The sequence below is a fragment of the Streptomyces sp. NPDC048291 genome (genome assembly GCF_043201715.1).
In the GTDB taxonomy this organism is placed as follows: domain Bacteria; phylum Actinomycetota; class Actinomycetes; order Streptomycetales; family Streptomycetaceae; genus Streptomyces.
In genome coordinates this window covers 449,142-467,646 of sequence record NZ_JBICZC010000003.1, presented here as the reverse complement: position 1 = coordinate 467,646, position 18,505 = coordinate 449,142, and the positions used below count along the sequence as shown (strand labels likewise).

Annotated in this window: 20 protein-coding genes; 13 read left to right on the top strand and 7 right to left on the bottom strand. The window is 72.0% G+C overall.

Going from position 1 to position 18,505, the window contains the following annotated elements; translation table 11 throughout:
• The first annotated feature begins 269 nt into the window (after positions 1-269).
• The 7 genes from ACGF5O_RS09735 to ACGF5O_RS09705 all read left to right on the top strand — a co-directional run bounded on the left by ACGF5O_RS09735 (position 270) and on the right by ACGF5O_RS09705 (position 6,787).
• The gene (locus ACGF5O_RS09735; protein ID WP_037782101.1) at positions 270-572 is read left to right on the top strand and encodes an urease subunit gamma; all 303 of its coding nucleotides are present in this window, start codon (positions 270-272) and stop codon (positions 570-572) included.
• A gap of 11 nt (positions 573-583) precedes the next feature.
• Positions 584-895: an urease subunit beta gene (locus ACGF5O_RS09730; RefSeq protein WP_362585627.1), complete on the top strand. Its 312-nt coding sequence runs from the start codon at positions 584-586 to the stop codon at positions 893-895.
• Positions 888-2,609: an urease subunit alpha gene (locus ACGF5O_RS09725; protein ID WP_393809364.1), complete on the top strand. Its 1,722-nt coding sequence runs from the start codon at positions 888-890 to the stop codon at positions 2,607-2,609. The genes ACGF5O_RS09730 and ACGF5O_RS09725 overlap by 8 nt, the downstream gene beginning before the upstream one ends.
• Positions 2,610-2,624: 15 nt before the next feature.
• A complete protein-coding gene (locus tag ACGF5O_RS09720; RefSeq protein ID WP_393809363.1) occupies positions 2,625-3,302 on the top strand; it encodes an urease accessory protein UreF in 678 nt (225 codons plus the stop codon).
• A 302-nt stretch (positions 3,303-3,604) separates the two neighbouring features.
• On the top strand, positions 3,605-4,285 hold the full coding sequence (ureG, locus tag ACGF5O_RS09715; protein WP_393809362.1) for an urease accessory protein UreG: 681 nt from the start codon (positions 3,605-3,607) through the stop codon (positions 4,283-4,285).
• Positions 4,282-5,052, top strand: coding sequence for an urease accessory protein UreD (locus ACGF5O_RS09710; protein ID WP_393809361.1), 771 nt, complete (start codon positions 4,282-4,284; stop codon positions 5,050-5,052). The genes ureG and ACGF5O_RS09710 overlap by 4 nt, the downstream gene beginning before the upstream one ends.
• A 130-nt stretch (positions 5,053-5,182) precedes the next feature.
• Positions 5,183-6,787 (top strand): alpha/beta hydrolase, encoded by a 1,605-nt coding sequence (locus ACGF5O_RS09705; protein WP_393809360.1) that lies wholly within the window; start codon positions 5,183-5,185, stop codon positions 6,785-6,787.
• A gap of 69 nt (positions 6,788-6,856) precedes the next feature.
• Here the strand turns inward: ACGF5O_RS09705 and ACGF5O_RS09700 are convergent, their stop codons facing one another.
• Both ACGF5O_RS09700 and ACGF5O_RS09695 read right to left on the bottom strand, forming a co-directional pair.
• Positions 6,857-7,582: a lysophospholipid acyltransferase family protein gene (locus ACGF5O_RS09700; protein WP_393809359.1), complete on the bottom strand. Its 726-nt coding sequence runs from the start codon at positions 7,580-7,582 to the stop codon at positions 6,857-6,859.
• 139 nt (positions 7,583-7,721) lie between these two features.
• Positions 7,722-8,945 carry a metallophosphoesterase gene (locus ACGF5O_RS09695; protein ID WP_393809358.1) on the bottom strand — a complete coding sequence of 408 codons (1,224 nt, stop codon included), beginning with the start codon at positions 8,943-8,945 and terminating at the stop codon, positions 7,722-7,724.
• 269 nt (positions 8,946-9,214) lie between these two features.
• Here ACGF5O_RS09695 and ACGF5O_RS09690 point away from each other — a divergent pair, with 269 nt between their 5' ends.
• Complete coding sequence (locus tag ACGF5O_RS09690; RefSeq protein WP_393809357.1) at positions 9,215-9,628, top strand: DUF6153 family protein; 414 nt, start codon at positions 9,215-9,217, stop codon at positions 9,626-9,628.
• Positions 9,629-9,710: 82 nt separating this feature from the next.
• Positions 9,711-10,328 (top strand): DUF305 domain-containing protein, encoded by a 618-nt coding sequence (locus tag ACGF5O_RS09685; protein ID WP_393809356.1) that lies wholly within the window; start codon positions 9,711-9,713, stop codon positions 10,326-10,328.
• A 56-nt stretch (positions 10,329-10,384) separates the two neighbouring features.
• Here the strand turns inward: ACGF5O_RS09685 and rocD are convergent, their stop codons facing one another.
• From rocD to ACGF5O_RS09670, 3 genes are all read right to left on the bottom strand, one after another.
• Positions 10,385-11,605, bottom strand: coding sequence for an ornithine--oxo-acid transaminase (gene rocD, locus ACGF5O_RS09680; protein WP_393809355.1), 1,221 nt, complete (start codon positions 11,603-11,605; stop codon positions 10,385-10,387).
• A gap of 29 nt (positions 11,606-11,634) precedes the next feature.
• Positions 11,635-12,444, bottom strand: coding sequence for a dimethylargininase (gene ddaH / locus ACGF5O_RS09675; RefSeq protein WP_393809354.1), 810 nt, complete (start codon positions 12,442-12,444; stop codon positions 11,635-11,637).
• A gap of 145 nt (positions 12,445-12,589) precedes the next feature.
• Positions 12,590-13,075, bottom strand: coding sequence for an Lrp/AsnC family transcriptional regulator (locus ACGF5O_RS09670; RefSeq protein WP_393809353.1), 486 nt, complete (start codon positions 13,073-13,075; stop codon positions 12,590-12,592).
• 111 nt (positions 13,076-13,186) lie between these two features.
• Here ACGF5O_RS09670 and ACGF5O_RS09665 point away from each other — a divergent pair, with 111 nt between their 5' ends.
• From ACGF5O_RS09665 to ACGF5O_RS09650, 4 genes are read left to right on the top strand one after another with little or no spacing between them, the layout of a single operon-like run.
• Entirely contained in the window at positions 13,187-13,936 is a 750-nt protein-coding gene (locus ACGF5O_RS09665) for a LytR/AlgR family response regulator transcription factor (RefSeq protein ID WP_393809352.1), read from the top strand.
• A gap of 1 nt (position 13,937) precedes the next feature.
• Positions 13,938-14,297 carry a hypothetical protein gene (locus ACGF5O_RS09660; RefSeq protein ID WP_393809351.1) on the top strand — a complete coding sequence of 120 codons (360 nt, stop codon included), beginning with the start codon at positions 13,938-13,940 and terminating at the stop codon, positions 14,295-14,297.
• A complete protein-coding gene (locus ACGF5O_RS09655; RefSeq protein WP_393809350.1) occupies positions 14,294-16,006 on the top strand; it encodes a cation acetate symporter in 1,713 nt (570 codons plus the stop codon). Before ACGF5O_RS09660 ends, ACGF5O_RS09655 begins: the two co-directional genes overlap by 4 nt.
• On the top strand, positions 16,003-17,184 hold the full coding sequence (locus tag ACGF5O_RS09650; protein WP_393809349.1) for a sensor histidine kinase: 1,182 nt from the start codon (positions 16,003-16,005) through the stop codon (positions 17,182-17,184). The genes ACGF5O_RS09655 and ACGF5O_RS09650 overlap by 4 nt, the downstream gene beginning before the upstream one ends.
• A gap of 110 nt (positions 17,185-17,294) precedes the next feature.
• Here ACGF5O_RS09650 and ACGF5O_RS09645 read toward each other — a convergent pair whose 3' ends face one another.
• The gene (locus ACGF5O_RS09645) at positions 17,295-17,474 is read right to left on the bottom strand and encodes a hypothetical protein (protein WP_393809348.1); all 180 of its coding nucleotides are present in this window, start codon (positions 17,472-17,474) and stop codon (positions 17,295-17,297) included.
• 68 nt (positions 17,475-17,542) lie between these two features.
• Positions 17,543-18,493 (bottom strand): cytochrome c oxidase assembly protein, encoded by a 951-nt coding sequence (locus ACGF5O_RS09640; protein ID WP_393809347.1) that lies wholly within the window; start codon positions 18,491-18,493, stop codon positions 17,543-17,545.
• Positions 18,494-18,505: the final 12 nt, after the last annotated feature.

Here is an 18,505-nt window from a genome sequence, read left to right as displayed (position 1 = left end):
TCCGGGTGAGGGCCGTTCAGGTGTCATGGGCCCACGGTCGGCCTCCGCCCCGGCGAGATGCGCCCCCCGCGCCCCCCACCGTGAGGCCCACGCGCCGGTCATGAAGTGATCAAGGTCCGGTTAACGTCGCCGAAACTCCGGCAAACTAGCCTGCCGATCCACGCCACCTGGGGTTTTCCTAGCCGGATTGGGTCCGTGAGCCCAATCCGTCGCGGTGGCCGCGGCAACCGGACCCCGCACGGTCCGGAGCGAGGACTGTGAGGTGGGACGTGCAACTGACCCCGCACGAGCAAGAGAGGCTGCTGATCCATGTGGCGGCCGACGTGGCCGAGAAGCGCCGGGCCCGCGGCCTCAGGCTGAACCACCCCGAGGCGGTCGCCCTCATCACGTCGCACATCCTCGAAGGCGCGCGTGACGGCCGTACCGTCGCCGAACTCATGGCCTCCGGGCGCAAGCTGCTCACCAGGGACGACGTCATGGAGGGCATCCCCGAGATGATCCACGACGTCCAGGTCGAGGCGACCTTCCCGGACGGCACCAAGCTCGTCACCGTCCACGACCCGATCGTCTGAGGGGGCCGCCGATGATTCCCGGAGAAGTGCTCTTCGCCGACGGGCCTGTCGTATTCAATGCGGGCCGCGAGGTCACCCGGATGACCGTCCTCAACGCCGCCGACCGGCCCGTCCAGGTCGGCTCCCACTACCACTTCGCCGAGGCCAACCCCGGACTGGAGTTCGACCGGGACGCGGCCCGCGGCAAGCGCCTGAACGTCGCGGCCGGCACCGCCGTCCGCTTCGAGCCCGGCATCCCCGTCGACGTCGAACTCGTCCCGCTCGCCGGTGCCCGCGTGGTGCCCGGACTGCGCGGCGAGACCGGAGGTGCCCTCGATGCCTGAGATCTCCCGTGCCGCCTACGCCGACCTGTTCGGGCCGACCACCGGCGACCGTATCCGGCTCGCCGACACCGACCTGCTCGTCGAGATCGAGGAGGACCGCTCCGGCGGCCCCGGACTCGCCGGGGACGAGGCGGTCTTCGGCGGCGGCAAGGTCATCCGCGAATCCATGGGCCAGTCGCGTGCTACGCGCGCAGACGGCACCCCCGACACGGTCGTCACGGGTGCCGTGATCATCGACCACTGGGGCATCGTCAAGGCCGACATCGGCATCCGCGACGGACGGATCACCGGCATCGGCAAGGCCGGCAACCCCGACACCATGGACGGCGTCCACCCCGACCTGGTGATTGGCCCCGAGACCGAGGTCATCGCCGGGAACGGCCGCATCCTCACCGCGGGCGGCGTCGACGCGCACGTCCACTTCATCTGCCCGCAGATCGCCGACGAGGCACTGTCGGCAGGGGTCACCACCCTGGTGGGCGGCGGCACCGGTCCCGCCGAGGGCTCGAAGGCGACCACCGTCACCCCCGGTCCGTGGCACCTCGCCCGAATGCTGGAGGCGATGGAGCAGTACCCGCTCAACATCGGCTTCCTCGGCAAGGGCAACACCGTCTCGCACGAGGCGATGCTCTCCCAGATCCGGGGCGGGGCGCTCGGTCTGAAGCTGCACGAGGACTGGGGATCGACCCCGGCCGTCATCGACGCGTCCCTGACCGTCGCCGACCGGACGGGCGTCCAGGTCGCCATCCACACGGACACCCTGAACGAGGCGGGCTTCGTGGCGGACACGCTCGCCGCGATCGGCGGGCGCGGGATCCACGCGTACCACACCGAGGGCGCGGGCGGCGGGCACGCCCCGGACATCATGACCGTGGTCTCCGAACCGCACGTGCTGCCGAGTTCGACCAACCCGACCCGGCCGTACACGGTGAACACCGCCGAGGAACACCTCGACATGCTGATGGTGTGCCACCACCTCAACCCGGCGGTGCCCGAGGACCTGGCCTTCGCCGAGTCGCGGATCCGGCCGTCGACCATCGGCGCGGAGGACATACTCCACGACCTCGGCGCGATCTCGATCATCTCCTCCGACGCGCAGGCCATGGGGCGCGTCGGCGAGGTGATCCTGCGGACCTGGCAGACCGCGCACGTGATGAAGCGGCGTCGGGGCGCGCTCCCGGGTGACGGACGGGCCGACAACCACCGGGTACGGCGGTACGTCGCCAAGTACACGATCAACCCGGCCCTCGCGCAGGGCCTGGCCCGCGAGATCGGCTCGGTCGAGACCGGCAAGCTCGCCGACCTGGTGCTCTGGGAGCCCGCGTTCTTCGGGGTCAAGCCGCACCTCGTCCTCAAGGGCGGGCAGATCGCCTACGCGCAGATGGGCGACGCCAACGCGTCGATCCCGACGCCCCAGCCGATCCTGCCGCGCCCGATGTACGGCGCGATCGGACGGGCACCGGCCGCCAACTCCTTCAACTTCGTCGCCCCGTTGGCGATCGAGGACGGGTTGCCGGAGCGGCTGCAGCTCGGGAAGCGGTTCGTCGCCATCGAGTCGACCCGTGGCGTGACCAAGGCGGACATGCGGGAGAACGACGCGCGCCCGCACGTCCGGGTGGATCCCGACAGTTTCGCCGTGCACATCGACGGGGAGCTGGTTGAGGCCACGCCGGCCGCCGAACTGCCCATGGCCCAGCGTTACTTCCTCTTCTGAGAGCTGGTGGGTGTGGTGTCTCGGGCAGCGTTGCTGGTACTGGCCGACGGCCGCTTCCCCGCCGGAGGGCACGCGCACTCCGGCGGGGCGGAGGCGGCCGTCAAGGCCGGCCGGATCACCGGGGCCGCGGACCTGGAGGAGTACTGCCGGGGGCGGCTGCACACGGCGGGGCTGATGGCGGGTGCGGTCGCCGCGGCTGCGGTACTCGGTGCGGACGTACGGGAGTTGGACGCGGCCCTCGACGCGCGGACGCCGTCGGTCGCGCTGCGGGGTGCGGCGCGCAGGCTCGGGCGGCAGTTGCTGCGGGCCGCGCGGGTGGCCTGGCCGGGGGCCGAACTGGACGCCCTGGCGCGGGAGTTCCCCAAGGGGGCGCATCAGCCGGTGGTGTTGGGGGTGGTGGCCAGGACGGCGGGGCTCTCGGCGGTGGACGCGGCGTACTGCGCGGCGTACGAGTGTGTGAGCGGGCCGGCCACGGCGGTGGTGCGGTTGCTGAGTCTGGATCCGTTCGAGGCGACGGGGGTGCTGGCGCGGTTGGCGGGGGAGGTGGACCGGGTGGCGGACCGGGCGGTGGAGGCGGCGCGGGGGGTGGTCGGCGGGGCGGGGGTCGAGGCGTTGCCCGCGGGGTCGGCGCCGGTGATGGAGATCGGGGCGGAGTGGCATGCGGGGTGGGCGGTGCGGTTGTTCGCGTCGTAGGGGGGTTCGCCCCCGCCGCCCCTACCCGTCCCGTCCCTCCAGGGGGTGGGCCCCTGCGACCGCCCGGTTCGGGGGCTGCCGCCCCCGGACCCCCGCATCGGCCTCCGGCCTCGTCCTCAAACGCCGGACGGGCTGAGATGAAGTGCGGGCCGGCCTTCGTCTGCGGACGCCGGACGGGCTGGAGGGGGTGTCGGCCGGCCTTCGTCCGCAGACGTCGGACGGGCTGGAGGGGGTGTCGGCCGGCCTTCGTCCGCAGACGTCGGACGAGTTGAAAGACAGAGCTTGTTGAAGAGGAGCCGTACATGCATCTCGACCACGACCACCACCACGGCCCGGCTGCGCTCAGCGCCGACGCCCATCGGCCCGACGGGTCCCGTCGGGCCCTGCGGATCGGGCTCGGGGGGCCCGTCGGGTCCGGTAAGACCGCGACTGTCGCGGCCCTGTGCCGGCTGCTGCGGGACGAGTTGTCCCTGGCCGTCGTCACCAATGACATCTACACCCGCGAGGACGCCGAGTTCCTGCTCCGGGAGGCCGTGCTGCCGCCGGAGCGGATCAGTGCCGTCGAGACGGGGGCCTGTCCGCACACCGCGATCCGGGACGACATCTCGGCCAACCTCGAAGCCGTCGAGGACCTGGAGGACGAGGTCGGGCCGCTGGACCTGATCCTCGTCGAGTCCGGTGGGGACAATCTGACCGCCACCTTCTCCAAGGGGCTCGTGGACGCGCAGGTCTTCGTGATCGACGTGGCGGGAGGCGACGACATCCCGCGCAAGGGCGGACCGGGGGTGACCACGGCCGACCTGCTCGTCGTGAACAAGACGGACCTCGCTCCCTACGTCGGCTCGGATCTGGCGCGGATGGCCGCCGACGCCAAGGCACAGCGGGCCGAACTGCCCGTCGTCTTCCAGTCGCTGCGCGGCGAGGCCGGTGTCGCGGACGTGGCCGCGTGGGTGCGGGAGCGGCTCGCCGCGTGGGCCGGATGACGGGGACGGGCGTACGCGCCGTCGCCCGCATCGTGGCCCGGGACGACGGGCGTGGCGGTACCGCGCTTCCGGTGCTGGAGGGCGAGGGACCGCTCGCGCTGCGGCGTACCCGGGGGAACGGGGCCGAGGCCCGGGTGATGGTCGTCGGGGCGATGAGCGGGCCGCTCGGCGGGGACCGGTTCGGGATCGAGGCCCGGGTCGAGGAAGGGGCCCGGCTGTGCGTCGGGTCGGCCGCCGCGACCATCGCCCTGCCCGGGCAGGGGAAGGAGGAGGCCCGGTACGACGTACGGCTCGACGTCGCCGACGGAGCCGAACTGCGGTGGCTGCCCGAGCAGTTGATCTCAGCCAAGGGCAGCGAACTGTGCGTCTCCACACGCGTCGAGGTCGGCGCGCGGGGGCGGCTCGTGCTGCGGGAGGAGCAGGTGCTCGGGCGGGTGGGGGAGGAGCCGGGGCGGCTCGGCAGTCGGCTCACCGTGCGGGTGGCCGGAAGAGCGGTGCTGGACCAGGAGCTGGCCTGCGGGCCCGGGGCGCCCGGCGGCTGGGACGGGCCCGCCGTGCTGGCGGGACACCGCGCTGTCGGTCAACTCGTCGTCGTACGGCCGGAGTTCGCGGTGCATCCCGCGGAGGCACGGATGCTGGGGGAGGCGGCCGCGCTCACTCCGCTCGCCGGGCCCGCCGTGTTGGTGAGTGCGGTGGCCGGGGACGCGCTGCGGCTGCGCCGGGTCCTGGACGAGGCACTGGAGGCATTGGCCCAGCTGGACGGTTGATCCGCTCAGCGGGACGTGTCAGTCCGGTTATCGGATTGGTAAAGACGGCTGTTGGGGCCTGTTCTCAGGCACCTCACAGCCGTAAGGATCTCCCCTGACCATTCGTCATGATGGAGGGGGAGGAGCCCACTTGAGGGACTACTTCAGATCGAGGAGTCGGGTACTGGCGCTCGGTTCGGCCGGGACGCTCGTCACGGCCAGCCTGCTCACCGGTGCGCTCGCGGTTCCCGCCGCCGGCGCCGAGGCCCGGCACGGCGGCCAGGACCGCGCGCAGCAGGGCGCGGCGGTCGCGGCCGCCCGGGCCGCCAAGGCCGGGATCGACTGGGCCGACTGCCCGGCCGACTGGGCCCTGACCAAGCCCGTCCAGTGCGGCTGGGTCAGCGTGCCGCTCGACTACACCAAGCCCTACGGCAAGCAGATCAGGCTCGCCGTCGACCGAATAGGCAGCACGGGGACGCCGGCGGAGCGCCAGGGCGCGCTCGTCTACAACCCCGGCGGCCCCGGCGGCTCGGGGATGCGCTTCCCGCTCCGGGTCACCACCAAGAACCCCCTGTGGGTCAACACCTCGAAGGCGTACGACTTCGTGGGCTTCGACCCGCGCGGCGTCGGCCACTCCGCGCCCATCTCCTGCCAGGACCCGCAGGAGTTCGTGAAGGCCCCCAAGGCCGACCCGGTGCCGGACAGCGAGGCCGACAAGACCGCTCAGCGCAAGCTGGCCAAGCAGTACGCGGACGGCTGCGCCGAGCGCACCGGCCGCGCGATGCTCCAGCAGATGACCACCGCGAACACCGCCCGCGACCTGGACGTCATCCGGGCCGCGCTCGGCGAGCAGAAGCTCAACTACCTCGGTGTCTCCTACGGCACCTACCTCGGCGCGGTGTACGGCACGCTGTTCCCGGGGCACGTGCGCCGGATGATCGTCGACAGCGTCGTCAACCCGTCCCGGAAGAACATCTGGTACCAGGCCAACCTGGACCAGGACGTCGCCTTCGAGGGCCGCTGGAAGGACTGGGAGGACTGGGTCGCCGCACACGACTCCGCCTTCCACCTGGGGACCACGCGGGACGCCGTCCAGGCCAAGTGGCTCCAACTGCGTGCCACGGCCAAGGCGAACCCGATCGGCGGGGTCGTCGGACCGGCCGAGCTGATCGGCTTCTTCCAGAGCGCCCCGTACTACGACTCCTCGTGGATCCCGGTCGCCACGGTGTTCAGCAAGTACTTCGCCGGTGACACCCAGGCCCTGGTCGACGCGGCCGCCCCGGACCTGACCGACACCGCGGGCAACATCACCTCGGAGAACGGCAACGCCGTCTACACCGCGGTCGAGTGCACCGACGCCAAGTGGCCGACCGGCTGGCACAAGTGGGACCGCGACAACACCGAGCTCAACAAGCAGTACCCCTTCATGACCTGGGCCAACGCCTGGCTCAACCTGCCGTGTGCCACCTGGCCGGTCAAGCAGCAGACCCCGGTGGAGGTCAGGACCCACAAGGGTCTGCCGCCGGTGCTGATCGTGCAGTCCACGCGTGACGCCGCCACCCCGTACCCCGGCGCCGTCGAACTGCACAAGCGCTTCCAGGGCTCCCGCCTCATCACCGAGCAGGGCGCCGGTTCGCACGGTGTGACCGGCCTGGTCAACCCGTGCATCAACAGCCGCGTCGACGCCTACCTGCTCACCGGCAAGCTGGACGGCGCGGACGTCACCTGCACCCCGCACGCGACACCGCAGCCGTAACCCATCCGGTACGACGACGAGGGGCGGCGGGATCCACTCCCGCCGCCCCTCCCGCGTGACCCCACGGCCTCAACTCAGCGGCGCCCGGGGGAACTTGCGCTCCCTCTCGCCCTTCGCCGCCGTCTGCCCGGCCTTGACGACGGCCGCGTACTCGTCGACGTACTCCTGCTCGGAGAGGCTCAGGATGGCGTACATGATCTCGTCGGTGATCGCGCGCAGGATCGCCTTCTCGCTCTCCATCCCGGCGTAGCGGGAGAACTCCAGGGGCTTGCCGAAGCGGATCACCACGGGGTGGATCCTCGGGATCACCGCGCCGGGCGGCTGTGCCTCGAAGGTGCCGATCATCGCGCAGGGGATCACCGGGACACCGGCCCGCAGCGCCATCACGGCGACCCCGACCTTGCCCTTGTAGAGACGGCCGTCGTGCGAGCGGGTGCCCTCCGGGTAGATCCCGAGCAGCTCGCCCTTGCTCAGCACCCCGAGCCCCTCCCGGATCGCGGCCTGGCCCGCCTCCTTGCCGGAGCGGTCCACCGGGATCTGCCCCGCGCTGCGGAAGAAGAACGCGGTCAGCCGTCCCCGTACACCGGGGCCCGTGAAGTACTCGGCCTTGGCGAGAAAGGTGATGCGCCGCTTGAGGACGGCCGGCATCAGGAAGTGGTCGGAGAAGGAGAGATGGTTGCCCGCGATGATCGCCGGTCCCGTCGGCGGCACGTGTTCCAGGCCCTCGATCCGCGGCCGGAACACCACTCTCAGCAGCGGCCCCAGCAGTACGTACTTGAGCAGGTAGTAGAACACGGCTCGCCCCTCACTTGTTCATTCCCCCAGGTTGGCCGGGCGGCGGTCGGACTCTGGCGGCGGCCGTCTGGATCTTCGGCTCAGTGTCTCAGCGATATGAGGGTGAGTCACTACGAGCGGAGACCGGAGCGTGCCTTCCCTACCGCGGCGAGGTGGGCGGCTGCGGGGAGCGGAGTACGAGGAGGGTGATCTCGCTGGGGGCGAAGACGCGGAACGGCGGGCCCCAGAAGCCGGTGCCGCGGCTGGTGTAGAGCAGGGTGCGGGTGCCGTGGCGGCTGAGGCCGGCGAGGGCGGGCTGGTCGATGCGGACCAGGTGGTGGAAGGGCCAGATCTGGCCGCCGTGGGTGTGGCCGGAGAGCTGGAGGTCGATGCCGTGGGCCGCCGCCCGGTCGACGAACTTCGGCTGGTGGGCCAGGAGCAGGACGGGCAGGTCGGGGTCGGCGCCGTCCAGGGCTCCGGCCAGGTGGGCGCGGTGGCCCGCCAGGCCGGAGGACTCGGCGGTGACGTCGTCCACGCCGGCCACCACGAGGGTGTCGCCGCCGCGTTCGACCAGCAGGTGGCGGTTGCGCAGCGGCTCCCAGCCCAGTTCGTCCATCAGGTCGACCCAGCCCTGGGCCTCGCTGTAGTACTCGTGGTTGCCGGTGACGTAGACCCGCGCCCGGGTGGCCCGCACGGTACCGAGGGGGACGGCCTGGGCGCGGCGGCGTTCGGCCGTGCCGTCCGCGATGTCGCCGGTGTGGCAGACCACGTCCGCTTCGAGGGTGTTCACCGTCTCGCACACCCGTGCCGACCAGCGGGCGCGGTCGAGCGGGCCGTAGTGGGTGTCGGTGATCAGGGCGACGCGGAGGCCGTCCAACCCGGCACCCAGCCGGGGGAGTTGCACGTCGAGGCGGCGCACCCGGGGCACCCGGCGGGCCTCGGCGTACCCCCAGGCGAGCAGTACGGCGGTCGTGCCGAGGACGGCCCACGTGACGATACGGGCCCGGTCCTGGCTCGCGCCGACTCCGGCCACGGTCAGGGCGAGCCGCAGGAGGACGCCGAGCAGAACGGACCAGGTGAACAGCACCCAACTGGCGCCCAGCAGGGTGTCCCCGGCTATCGCCGCCCGGTCCTGCTGACGCCGGCCGTGACCGCGCATCATCGCGAGCGGCATACCGACGAGACCGAGGACGAACAGCGCGGTGCCGACCAGCGAGACGGGCAGCGGCCAGTGCTGGCCGGTGTACAGGAGCACCCAGCAGGGCACCGTCCACAGCAGGACGGGGGCGATCAGGGGGATGTAGCGCATCAGGCGGTGCAGTCGGCTCTGCCGCGGAGCCTGCGCCGCGCTGTCGGCGGGTCGGGTGTCGCTGGTGTCGGTCACGCTTGCCCTCTCTGACCTGTCTGCCGTCTCGCGCACTGTATCCGGTCGTCCGAGGGCCGGATCCCGCGTCCGGACCTGCCGACGGGCACACCAGGACCCCCGGGCGACTGTAGCCCGGGGGCCTTGTGGGGATACGCGGGGGAAGTCGTGGCAGACGCTGTCGACGGGCTTGGCGATCGTCGCGTGGGTGCCGCCGACGCGGTCGTGGGTGAACCTGCCGGGGTGTGCCGGGCCCGGTCGGCTCTCAGGGTGTGCATAGGATGGCCCCGATGCGCCGCACCGAGCCGCCCGCCCCCCGACCGCCGCACCGGCGTCTGCGCGGCCTGCTCGTACTGGGGCTGCTGGCCGGGCTGTTCGGCATGCACGCGCTGGCACCCGGCGGTGTCATGGGAACGGCGATGCACGGCGGGCACGAGCGGACCGTCACCCGTGCGGCGGTCGTGGTCACCGCGTACGAGGGCTGCTCCGGCGACGACGGCCACTGCGGCGGCGACCACGCGCACCACGCCGACCCGACCTGCGCCTCCGGTGCGGTCAGCGGCGGACCCGCGCTGCCCGCGCCGGTCCCGGACCCGGTCCCCGCGCTCGCGGGCGACTGCCTGGCCCCCTCCCGCCCGGCCGTGGCGCCGGACGGCGCACGGGCACCCCCCGACCTGGCCGAACTCCAGCTCCTGCGGATCTAGAGGCACCCGAGCCAGCCGTGCGCGCACAGCGCGGCGGTCGTGCTCCCGCGTGCCCGTACAGACCTCTCGCAGGAGATCCAGCATGACCATCACGCGTACCCGTTCCGTCCTCGTCGCGCTCACCGCGACCGCCGCCCTCGCCCTCACCGGGTGCGGCAGCGGCGACGACAGCCCCGACACCGCGCACGCGTCGCACTCGGCGGCGGCCGGCACCACCGCGACCGCCAGTGCCGGTGCGCACAACGCGCAGGACGTGTCCTTCGCACAGGGCATGATCCCGCACCACCAGCAGGCCCTGGAGATGGCCGGCCTCGCGGTCGACCGTGCCTCCTCCACCCAGGTCAGGGACCTCGCGGCCCGGATCGAGAAGGCCCAGGACCCGGAGATCAGGACCATGACCGGCTGGCTCGGGGCCTGGGGCGAGGACGTGCCCATGGCGGGCATGGACCACAGCAACCACGCCGGCATGACCGGCATGATGTCCGACAAGGACATGACCATGCTGAAGCAGGCCAAGGGGACGGACTTCGACACGATGTTCCTGACCATGATGGTCCAGCACCACCAGGGCGCGGTGGAGATGGCCGGCACCGAGCGGGCCAAGGGCGAGTACGGCCCGGCGACGAGCATGGCCGGCTCCATCGTCACCGCCCAGAACGCCGAGATCAAGGAGATGAAGAAGCTCCTCGGCAAGGGCTGACCGGGGTCGGGGTGGCCGCGCACACGGGCGCGGCCACGGGCGCGGCCACCCCGGGCTCAGGCCGTCAGCACCTTCTCCAACGCGCCCAGCGCCGACCGTAGTTCCTCCGCCGTGACGGTCAGCGGCGGGGCCAGCCGGATCGTGGAGCCGTGGGTGTCCTTGACCAGGACGCCCTCGCGCATCAGGCGCTCGCCGATCTCCCGGCCGGTGCCGATCGTCGGGTCCACGTCGACGCCCGCCCACAGCCCGCGCGAGCGGAAGCCGACCACGCCGTTGCCGACCAGCTCCGTCAGGCCGTCCCGGAGGATCACGCCCAGCTCGGTGGCCCGGCGCTGGAAATCGCCGGTCTCAAGCAGCTCGACCACCGCCGTGCCGACCGCCGCCGCCAGCGGGTTGCCGCCGAACGTCGAGCCGTGCTCGCCGGGGTGCAGCACCCCCAGCACCTCCCGGCGGGCCACCACCGCCGACACCGGCACGATCCCGCCGCCCAGCGCCTTGCCGAGCAGCAGCACGTCCGGCACCACGTCCTCGTGGTCCACGGCGAGGGTGCGGCCGGTGCGGCCGAGCCCGGACTGGATCTCGTCGGCGATGAACAGGCAGCCCTTGCGCCGGGTCAGCTCGCGGACCCCGGTCAGATAGCCGTCGTCGGGGATCAGCACCCCGGCCTCGCCCTGGATCGGCTCGATCAGCACCGCCGCCGTGGTCTCGTCGACGGCCGCCTCCAGCGCGGCCAGGTCGTTGTACGGCACGATCCGGAAGCCCGGCGTGAACGGGCCGAAGCCCGCCCGGGCCGTCTCGTCCGTGGAGAAGCTGACGATCGTGGTCGTCCGGCCGTGGAAGTTGTCCGCGGCGACGACGATGGTCGCCCGGTCGGCCGGGACGCCCTTCACGTCGTAGGCCCATTTGCGGGCCACCTTGATGCCGGACTCGACCGCCTCGGCGCCGGTGTTCATCGGCAGGACCATGTCCAGGCCGGTCAACTCCGCCAGCCGTTCGGCGAATTCGGCGAGCCGGTCGTTGTGGAAGGCGCGTGAGGTGAGGGTGAGGCGGTCCAGCTGGCGGTGCGCGGCCTCGATCAGCGCCGGGTGGCGGTGGCCGAAGTTGAGGGCCGAGTAGCCGGCCAGCATGTCGAGGTAGCGGCGGCCCTCGACGTCCTCCACCCAGGCGCCCTCGGCGCGGGCCACGACGACGGGCAGCGGGTGGTAGTTGTGCGCGAGCACCGGTCCCTCCGCCTCGATCAGCTCGGCGGAGGTGCGTGCGCGTGCGGGTGCGGTCATCAGGGGGATCTCCTGGTCCTCGGCGGCTGTCAGCGGATTTCCTGGGTGCAGCACTTGATGCCGCCGCCTGCCTTGTGGAACTCCGACAGGTCGACGGGGACGGGCTCGTAGCCCTGGTCGGCGAGCCGGGCGGCGAGCGCCTCGGCCTGCGGCGCGATGAAGACGTGGCGGCCGTCGGAGACCGAGTTCAGCCCCCACGCCAGCGCGTCGTCGCGGGTGGCGAGGACCGCCTCCGGGAACAGCCGGCTCAGCACGTCGCGGCTGCCGGGGGAGAAGGCCTCGGGGTAGTAGACGACGTTGTCCTCGTCGAGGACGAACAGCGCGGTGTCCAGGTGGTAGAAGTACGGGTCCACCAGGGTCAGGCTGATCACCGGGTGGCCGAAGAACTCCTGCGCCTCGCGGTGCGCCTCGCGGCTGGTGCGGAACCCGGTGCCGGCGAGCAGGTACCGACCCGTCCAGACCAGGTCGCCCTCGCCCTCGACCACCGAGCCCGGGCGGTACACGTCGTAGCCCGCGGTCTTGAACCAGAGGTCGTAGTGGGAGGACTCGGGGCGCCGCTCGGGCGCGTGGAAGAGCGAGCCGAAGACACGGCCGCCGACGACCACCGCCGAGTTCGCGGCGAACACCATGTCGGGCAGGCCGGGGACCGGCTCCAGCCGGTCGACGCTGTGGCCATGGGTGCGGTAGGCGCCGATCAGCGCGGTCCACTGCTCCTGGGCCAGGTCGACGTCGACCCTGGTGTCGGGGTTCATCCAGGGATTGATCGCGTACTGCACGGCGAAATGTCTGGGCTCGCAGACGAGAAAGCGCCTGAGGCGCGGCGCACGGCTTTCGGACACAGAGGTGTTCCTCCGCTTTCCCGCGGTGTCGACTGAGGGTTGACACCAAGGTAGAAAGCGTCGGATACGGACGACAAGAAACAAATGTTGCGCGTTCGCGCAGGAACGCTGCGTCTCCGGTCCTACAAACGCAGCATCGGTGCGTTTACTCCGGCACGGGCTGCGTGGCCCCGGCCTCCGGGCTCTCCGGCAGCAGATGCGACAGCACCATCACGCTGATCGTCTTCCGGATGAACGGCTCGACGCGGATCCGCTCCAGCACCTCCTCGAAGTGGTCCACGTCCCGGGCCCGCACATGCAGCAGCGCGTCCGCGCCGCCCGTCACCGTCATCGCCGCGGTGATCTCCGGATGGTTGCGCACCACCTCCGCGAGCCGCCGGGGCGGGGCCGCGCCCTCGCAGTAGACCTCGACGTACGCCTCCGTGCGCCAGCCGAGGGCCGCCGGGGTGACGGTGGCCGTGAACCCGGTGATCACACCGGTCTCGCGCAGCCGGTCGACCCGCCGCTTCACGGCCGTCGCGGAGAGCCCGACGGCCGCGCCGATCTCGGCGAAGCTGGTCCGCGCGTTCGCCATCAACGCGATGGTGATCTTCCGGTCGAGTTCGTCGAAGGGGGCGGTGCCGCTGTTCATGCCCGCACTGTAACCACGGGCGAAGACACTTCGGGAACGCCACGTCATCCGGCGCCGACGTCCACGTCCGGTACATGTCCAGCGCCGCGTTCCGCCGCCTACACTCCGTTCATGCTGCGCGCCCTCGCCGTCGACGACGAACGCCCCTCGCTGGAGGAGCTGCTGTATCTGCTGCACGCCGATCCGCGCATCGGCAGCGTCGAGGGCGCCGGGGACGCCACCGAGGCACTGCGCCGCATCACCCGCGCACTGGAGTCCGGCCCGCACGGCCCCGAGGCTGTCGACGTCGTCTTCCTCGACGTCCAGATGCCCGGCCTGGACGGCCTCGACCTGGCCCGGTTGCTCACCGGCTTCGCCCGGCCCCCGCTGGTCGTCTTCGTCACCGCCCACGAGGACTTCGCGGTAAGGGCCTTCGATCTGAAGGCGGTCGACTACGTCCTGAAGCCGGTACGCAAGGAACGCCTCGCGGAGGCGGTACGCCGGGCCGCCGAACTGCGCGGCGCCGCACCACTGATACCCGTCCACGAACCCGACCCCGACCACATACCCGTCGAACTCGGCGGCGTGACCCGGTTCGTGGCGGTCGACGACATCACCCACGTCGAGGCCCAGGGCGACTACGCCCGCCTGCACACCGACCGCGGCAGCCACCTGGTCCGCATCCCGCTCTCCACCCTGGAGGACCGCTGGCGCTCCCGGGGCTTCGTCCGCATCCACCGCCGCCACCTCGTCGCCCTCCGCCACATCGGCGAACTCCGCCTGGACGCGGGCACGGTGAGCGTCCTGGTCGGCGCCGAGGAGCTCCAGGTCAGCCGCCGCCACGCCCGCGAGCTGCGCGACCTCCTGATGAGGAGGGCCTGACGTGGCCGCGGACCCCGCCGAGCGCCGGGTCACCGTCACCGGCCCGCCCCGCCGCAGCGGCCGTACCTCCGGCTACTACCGGCCGCGCACCGAGATCGACGAGCAGACCACCCTCGGCCACACCTACGTCCGCTCCCTCATGCGCAGCCAACTGCGCGTCGCCCTCGTCGTGTTCGCCGTCCTGGTGCTGCTCGTCGGCCCGCTCCCGCTGGTCTTCGCCGCCGCCCCCGAAGCCCGCCGCCTGGAGTGGCTGGTACTCGGCTTCTGCCTGTACGCCCCGCTGATCCTGCTCGCCCGCTGGTACGTGCGCCGCGCCGAACGCAACGAGGAGGACTTCGTCCGCCTCGTCGAGGACCGATGAACTCCAGCTATGCCGTCCCGGCGGTCGCCCTCGTCGTCGTCGCGACCGTCCTCGTCGGCGCCTTCGGCCTGCGCATCTCCCGGACCACCTCCGACTTCTACGTCGCCTCGCGCACCGTCGGCCCCCGCCTCAACGCGGCCGCGATCAGCGGCGAGTACCTCTCCGCCGCCTCCTTCCTGGGCATCGCGGGACTGGTCCTCGTCCAGGGCCCCGACATGCTCTGGTACCCGGTCGGCTACACCGCCGGCTACCTCGTCCTGCTCCTCTTCGTCGCCGCCCCGCTGCGCCGCTCCGGCGCCTACACCCTCCCCGACTTCGCCGAGGCCCGGCTCGCCTCGCAGAGCGTACGGCGGCTGGCCGGGGCGTTCGTCGTCGGCGTCGGCTGGCTCTACCTGCTGCCCCAACTCCAGGGCGCCGGACTCACGCTGGCGGTCCTCACCGGCGCCCCCGACGCGCTAGGCGGGCTCATCGTCGCCGTGGTCGTCGTCGCCACCGTGGCGGCCGGCGGCATGCGCAGCATCACCTTCGTGCAAGCCTTCCAGTACTGGCTCAAACTCACCGCCCTGCTCGTCCCCGCCCTCTTCCTCGTCCTGGCCTGGCAGAGCGCCGGCGCCCCCGTCCACGCCTTCGATGAACCGGCGACCTTCCGCACCCAGCGTGCCGTCGCCGTCCAGGACACCCTCTCCCTCAAGCTCGACCGCCCGCTCACGGTCACCGTCACCGGCACCGTCGACGGCCGGCGACACGAGGACGCCAGGGTCACCCTCCCCGAGGGCACCCACCGCATCACCGCCGGCACCCGCCTGACCTTCGCCGAGGGCACCCGCGTCCCCGCCACCGACCGGGGCACCAACGGCGGCATGTCCACCTCGCTCGCCGAGAGCCGCGAGGAACGCCCGCTGTACGCCACGTACGGACTGATCCTCGCCACCTTCCTCGGCACCATGGGCCTGCCGCACGTCGTCGTCCGCTTCTACACCAGCCCGCACGGCGTCGCTGCCCGCCGCACCACGGTCGCCGTGCTCGCCCTGATCGGCCTCTTCTACCTGCTGCCGCCCGTCTACGGCGCCCTCGGCCGCCTCTACACCCCCGAGCTCACCCTCACCGGCGAGACGGACGCCGCCGTCCTGCTGCTGCCCGACCGGGTCGTCGGCGGCCTCGGCGGCGAGCTGCTCGGCGCGCTGGTGGCGGGCGGCGCCTTCGCCGCGTTCCTCTCCACCGCCTCCGGCCTCACCATGGCCGTCGCCGGCGTCCTCACCCAGGACGTCCTCCCGTCCCGCGGCGTACGGCACTTCAGACTCGGGACCGTCCTCGCCATGGCCGTACCGCTCGCCGCCAGCGTGCTGGTGGGCGGCCTGCCGGTCGCCGACGCCGTCGGACTGGCCTTCGCCGTGTCCGCCTCCTCCTTCTGCCCGTTACTGGTCCTCGGCATCTGGTGGCGCCGGCTGACCCCGCCCGGCGCGGCGGCCGGGATGCTGACCGGAGGCGGCTCGGCGTTCTGCGCGGTGGCCGCGACGATGGCGGACCTGCCCGGCACCGGGAGCCTGCACGCCCTGCTCGCCTGGCCCGCCCTCTGGTCCGTCCCGCTGGGCTTCCTCACCATGATCCTGGTCTCCCTGGCGACCCCCGGCCGGGTGCCGCCAGGGACGGCCGCGATCCTGGCCCGCTTCCACCTGCCCGAAGAGCTGCGCGCGGAGGTCAAGGCGTGACCGGGTTCCTGGCCGGCCTCCTCGTGGCCGTACTCCCGCTCCTCGCCGCCGGCTTCTGGCTCGGCCGCCGCACCGCACGCCCCGAGAACCTCGGCGGCCTCGGCACCCCCGTCGAGCACGCCACCTTCGAGACCCTGCACACCGCCTCCCTCGCCGCGCCCCCGCTGCGCGCGGGCCTCACCGAGGAGACCGCCCGCCGCTCGGCCCGCCGGCTGCGCACCCTGCTCGGCACCGACGCGCTCTGCCTCACCGACCACGAGAACCTGCTGGTCTGGGACGGCGTCGGCGACCACCACCGCACCGAGATCATGGAGCGGCTCGCCGGGCCGCTGGAGTCCGGCCGCGGCGAGGCCTTCCGCCTGCACTGCGAGCACCCCGACTGTCCGGTCCGCTGGGCGGTGGTCACGCCCCTCACCGTCGACGACCGCGTCCACGGCGCCCTGGTCGCCTGTGCCCCGCGCGAGTCAGCCGTCCTGGTCCGGGCGGCAGGCGAGGTCGCCCGCTGGGTCAGCGTCCAGCTGGAACTGGCCGACCTGGACCGCTCCCGCACCCGGCTCATCGAGGCCGAGATCCGCGCCCTGCGCGCCCAGATCTCCCCGCACTTCATCTTCAACTCGCTCGCGGTGATCGCCTCGTTCGTCCGCACCGATCCCGAGCGCGCCCGCGAGCTGCTGCTGGAGTTCGCCGACTTCACCCGCTACTCGTTCCGCAGGCACGGCGACTTCACCACCCTCGCCGACGAACTCCACGCCATCGACCACTACCTGGCGCTGGTCCGGGCCCGCTTCGGCGACCGCCTCACGGTCACGCTGCAGATCGCCCCCGAGGTACTGCCGGTCACCCTGCCCTTCCTCTGCCTCCAGCCGCTGGTCGAGAACGCCGTCAAACACGGTCTGGAGGGCAAGACCGGCACCTGCCACATCCAGATCACCGCGCAGGACGAGGGCGCCGAGGCACTGGTCGTCATCGAGGACGACGGGGTGGGCATGGACCCGGTCCTGCTGCGCAGCATCCTCGCGGGCGAGACCAGCCCCTCCGGGGGGATCGGACTGTCCAACGTCGACGATCGGCTCCGCCAGGTGTACGGCGACGACCACGGGCTGGTCATCGAGACGGCTCCCGGGGCGGGGATGAAGATCACCGCGCGGTTGCCGAAGTACCAGGCCGGGGTGCACTAGCGCTCCGCGGTGCGCCGTTGTCGTGTGCCGCGCCGTGGGGGCTGGTCGCGCAGTTCCCCGCGCCCCTTACGGGGCGCTCCAGGCGAGGGCGCTGGGACGGTTGCGCTGGGTCAGTTGCTCTGGGTGACGACCATGGCCAGGGTCAGTAGGCCCAGGACCACCCAGCCGAACCAGAGCCAGCCGTTGCTGCCGAGGGCCACCGTGTAGGCGGTCACCACGACGAGTCCGCCTACGGTGAGCACCCCCATCGCCTTGGTGGCACCGTTCGAGCCGTTCACAGAACCGGGCATCGCGACACCCTCCTCAGGGTCCGACTCCCTCCATGGTGCCCCGGTTCTGCTTCTTTCGGGGGACCCCGTCAGCCCTTGCGTGCGTTCAGCGAGGCCAGATAGGCGTTGTACGCCTCGAGCTCCTTGTCGCCGTCCCGGTCGGCGGCCCGGTCCATGCGCCGGGCCTGGCGCTGCTCGGAGCCGTACCACTGGAAGAGCAGGGCGATCAGCACCAGTACCGACGGGACCTCGCTGAACGCCCAGGCGATTCCGCCGGCCGCGTTCTGGTCGGAGAGCGCGTCGATGCCGAGCGAGGCGGGCGGATGCTTGAAGGTCTCGACCATCGGCTCCGAAGCCATCATCAACGCGATGCCGAAGAACGCGTGGAACGGCATGCCCGCGAACAGCTCCAGCATCCGCATGAGATACCCCGGCCGGTGCGGGCCCGGGTCGACGCCGATGATCGGCCAGAAGAAGACGACACCGACGGCGAGGAAGTGCACCATCATCGCGATGTGCCCGGCCTTCGAGCCCATCAGGAAGTCGAACAGCGGGGTGAAGTAGAGCGCGTACAGGCTCGCGATGAACAGCGGGATGGTGAAGGCGGGATGGGTGATGATCCGCATGTACCGGCTGTGCAGCAGGGCCAGCAGCAGCTCACGGGGCCCCTTCCGCCCCTTCCCGGCGACGGGCAGCGCACGCAGCGCGAGCGTCATCGGCGCGCCCAGCAGGATGAAGATCGGCGACAGCATGCTGATGACCATGTGCTGCACCATGTGCACGCTGAACATGACCATCCCGTAGTCGTTCAGCCTGGTGCACATCACGAGCATGATGGTCAGCACCCCGACGACGAACGACACCGTGCGCCCCACGGACCACGCGTCCCCGCGCCGCCACAGCCGCACCACACCCCACCCGTACAGCGCGAGCCCCGCGAGACACGCGACGAGGAAGAAGGGATCCGCCGACCACTCCAGCCCCCGCCCCAGCGTGAACGGCGGCAGATCCATCATCATGCCGTGCCCGCTGTGATCCATCCGGCGGCTCCT

Coding starts and splice junctions, on each gene's coding strand:
- ACGF5O_RS09730 (WP_362585627.1), top strand. CDS start 584: ATGATTCCCGGAGAAGTGCTCTTCGCCGACGGGCCTGTCGTATTCAAT.
- ACGF5O_RS09725 (WP_393809364.1), top strand. CDS start 888: ATGCCTGAGATCTCCCGTGCCGCCTACGCCGACCTGTTCGGGCCGACC.
- ureG (WP_393809362.1), top strand. CDS start 3,605: ATGCATCTCGACCACGACCACCACCACGGCCCGGCTGCGCTCAGCGCC.
- ACGF5O_RS09710 (WP_393809361.1), top strand. CDS start 4,282: ATGACGGGGACGGGCGTACGCGCCGTCGCCCGCATCGTGGCCCGGGAC.
- ACGF5O_RS09690 (WP_393809357.1), top strand. CDS start 9,215: ATGCGCCGCACCGAGCCGCCCGCCCCCCGACCGCCGCACCGGCGTCTG.
- ACGF5O_RS09685 (WP_393809356.1), top strand. CDS start 9,711: ATGACCATCACGCGTACCCGTTCCGTCCTCGTCGCGCTCACCGCGACC.
- rocD (WP_393809355.1), bottom strand. CDS start 11,605: ATGACCGCACCCGCACGCGCACGCACCTCCGCCGAGCTGATCGAGGCG.
- ACGF5O_RS09670 (WP_393809353.1), bottom strand. CDS start 13,075: ATGAACAGCGGCACCGCCCCCTTCGACGAACTCGACCGGAAGATCACC.
- ACGF5O_RS09665 (WP_393809352.1), top strand. CDS start 13,187: ATGCTGCGCGCCCTCGCCGTCGACGACGAACGCCCCTCGCTGGAGGAG.
- ACGF5O_RS09655 (WP_393809350.1), top strand. CDS start 14,294: ATGAACTCCAGCTATGCCGTCCCGGCGGTCGCCCTCGTCGTCGTCGCG.
- ACGF5O_RS09645 (WP_393809348.1), bottom strand. CDS start 17,474: ATGCCCGGTTCTGTGAACGGCTCGAACGGTGCCACCAAGGCGATGGGG.
- ACGF5O_RS09640 (WP_393809347.1), bottom strand. CDS start 18,493: ATGGATCACAGCGGGCACGGCATGATGATGGATCTGCCGCCGTTCACG.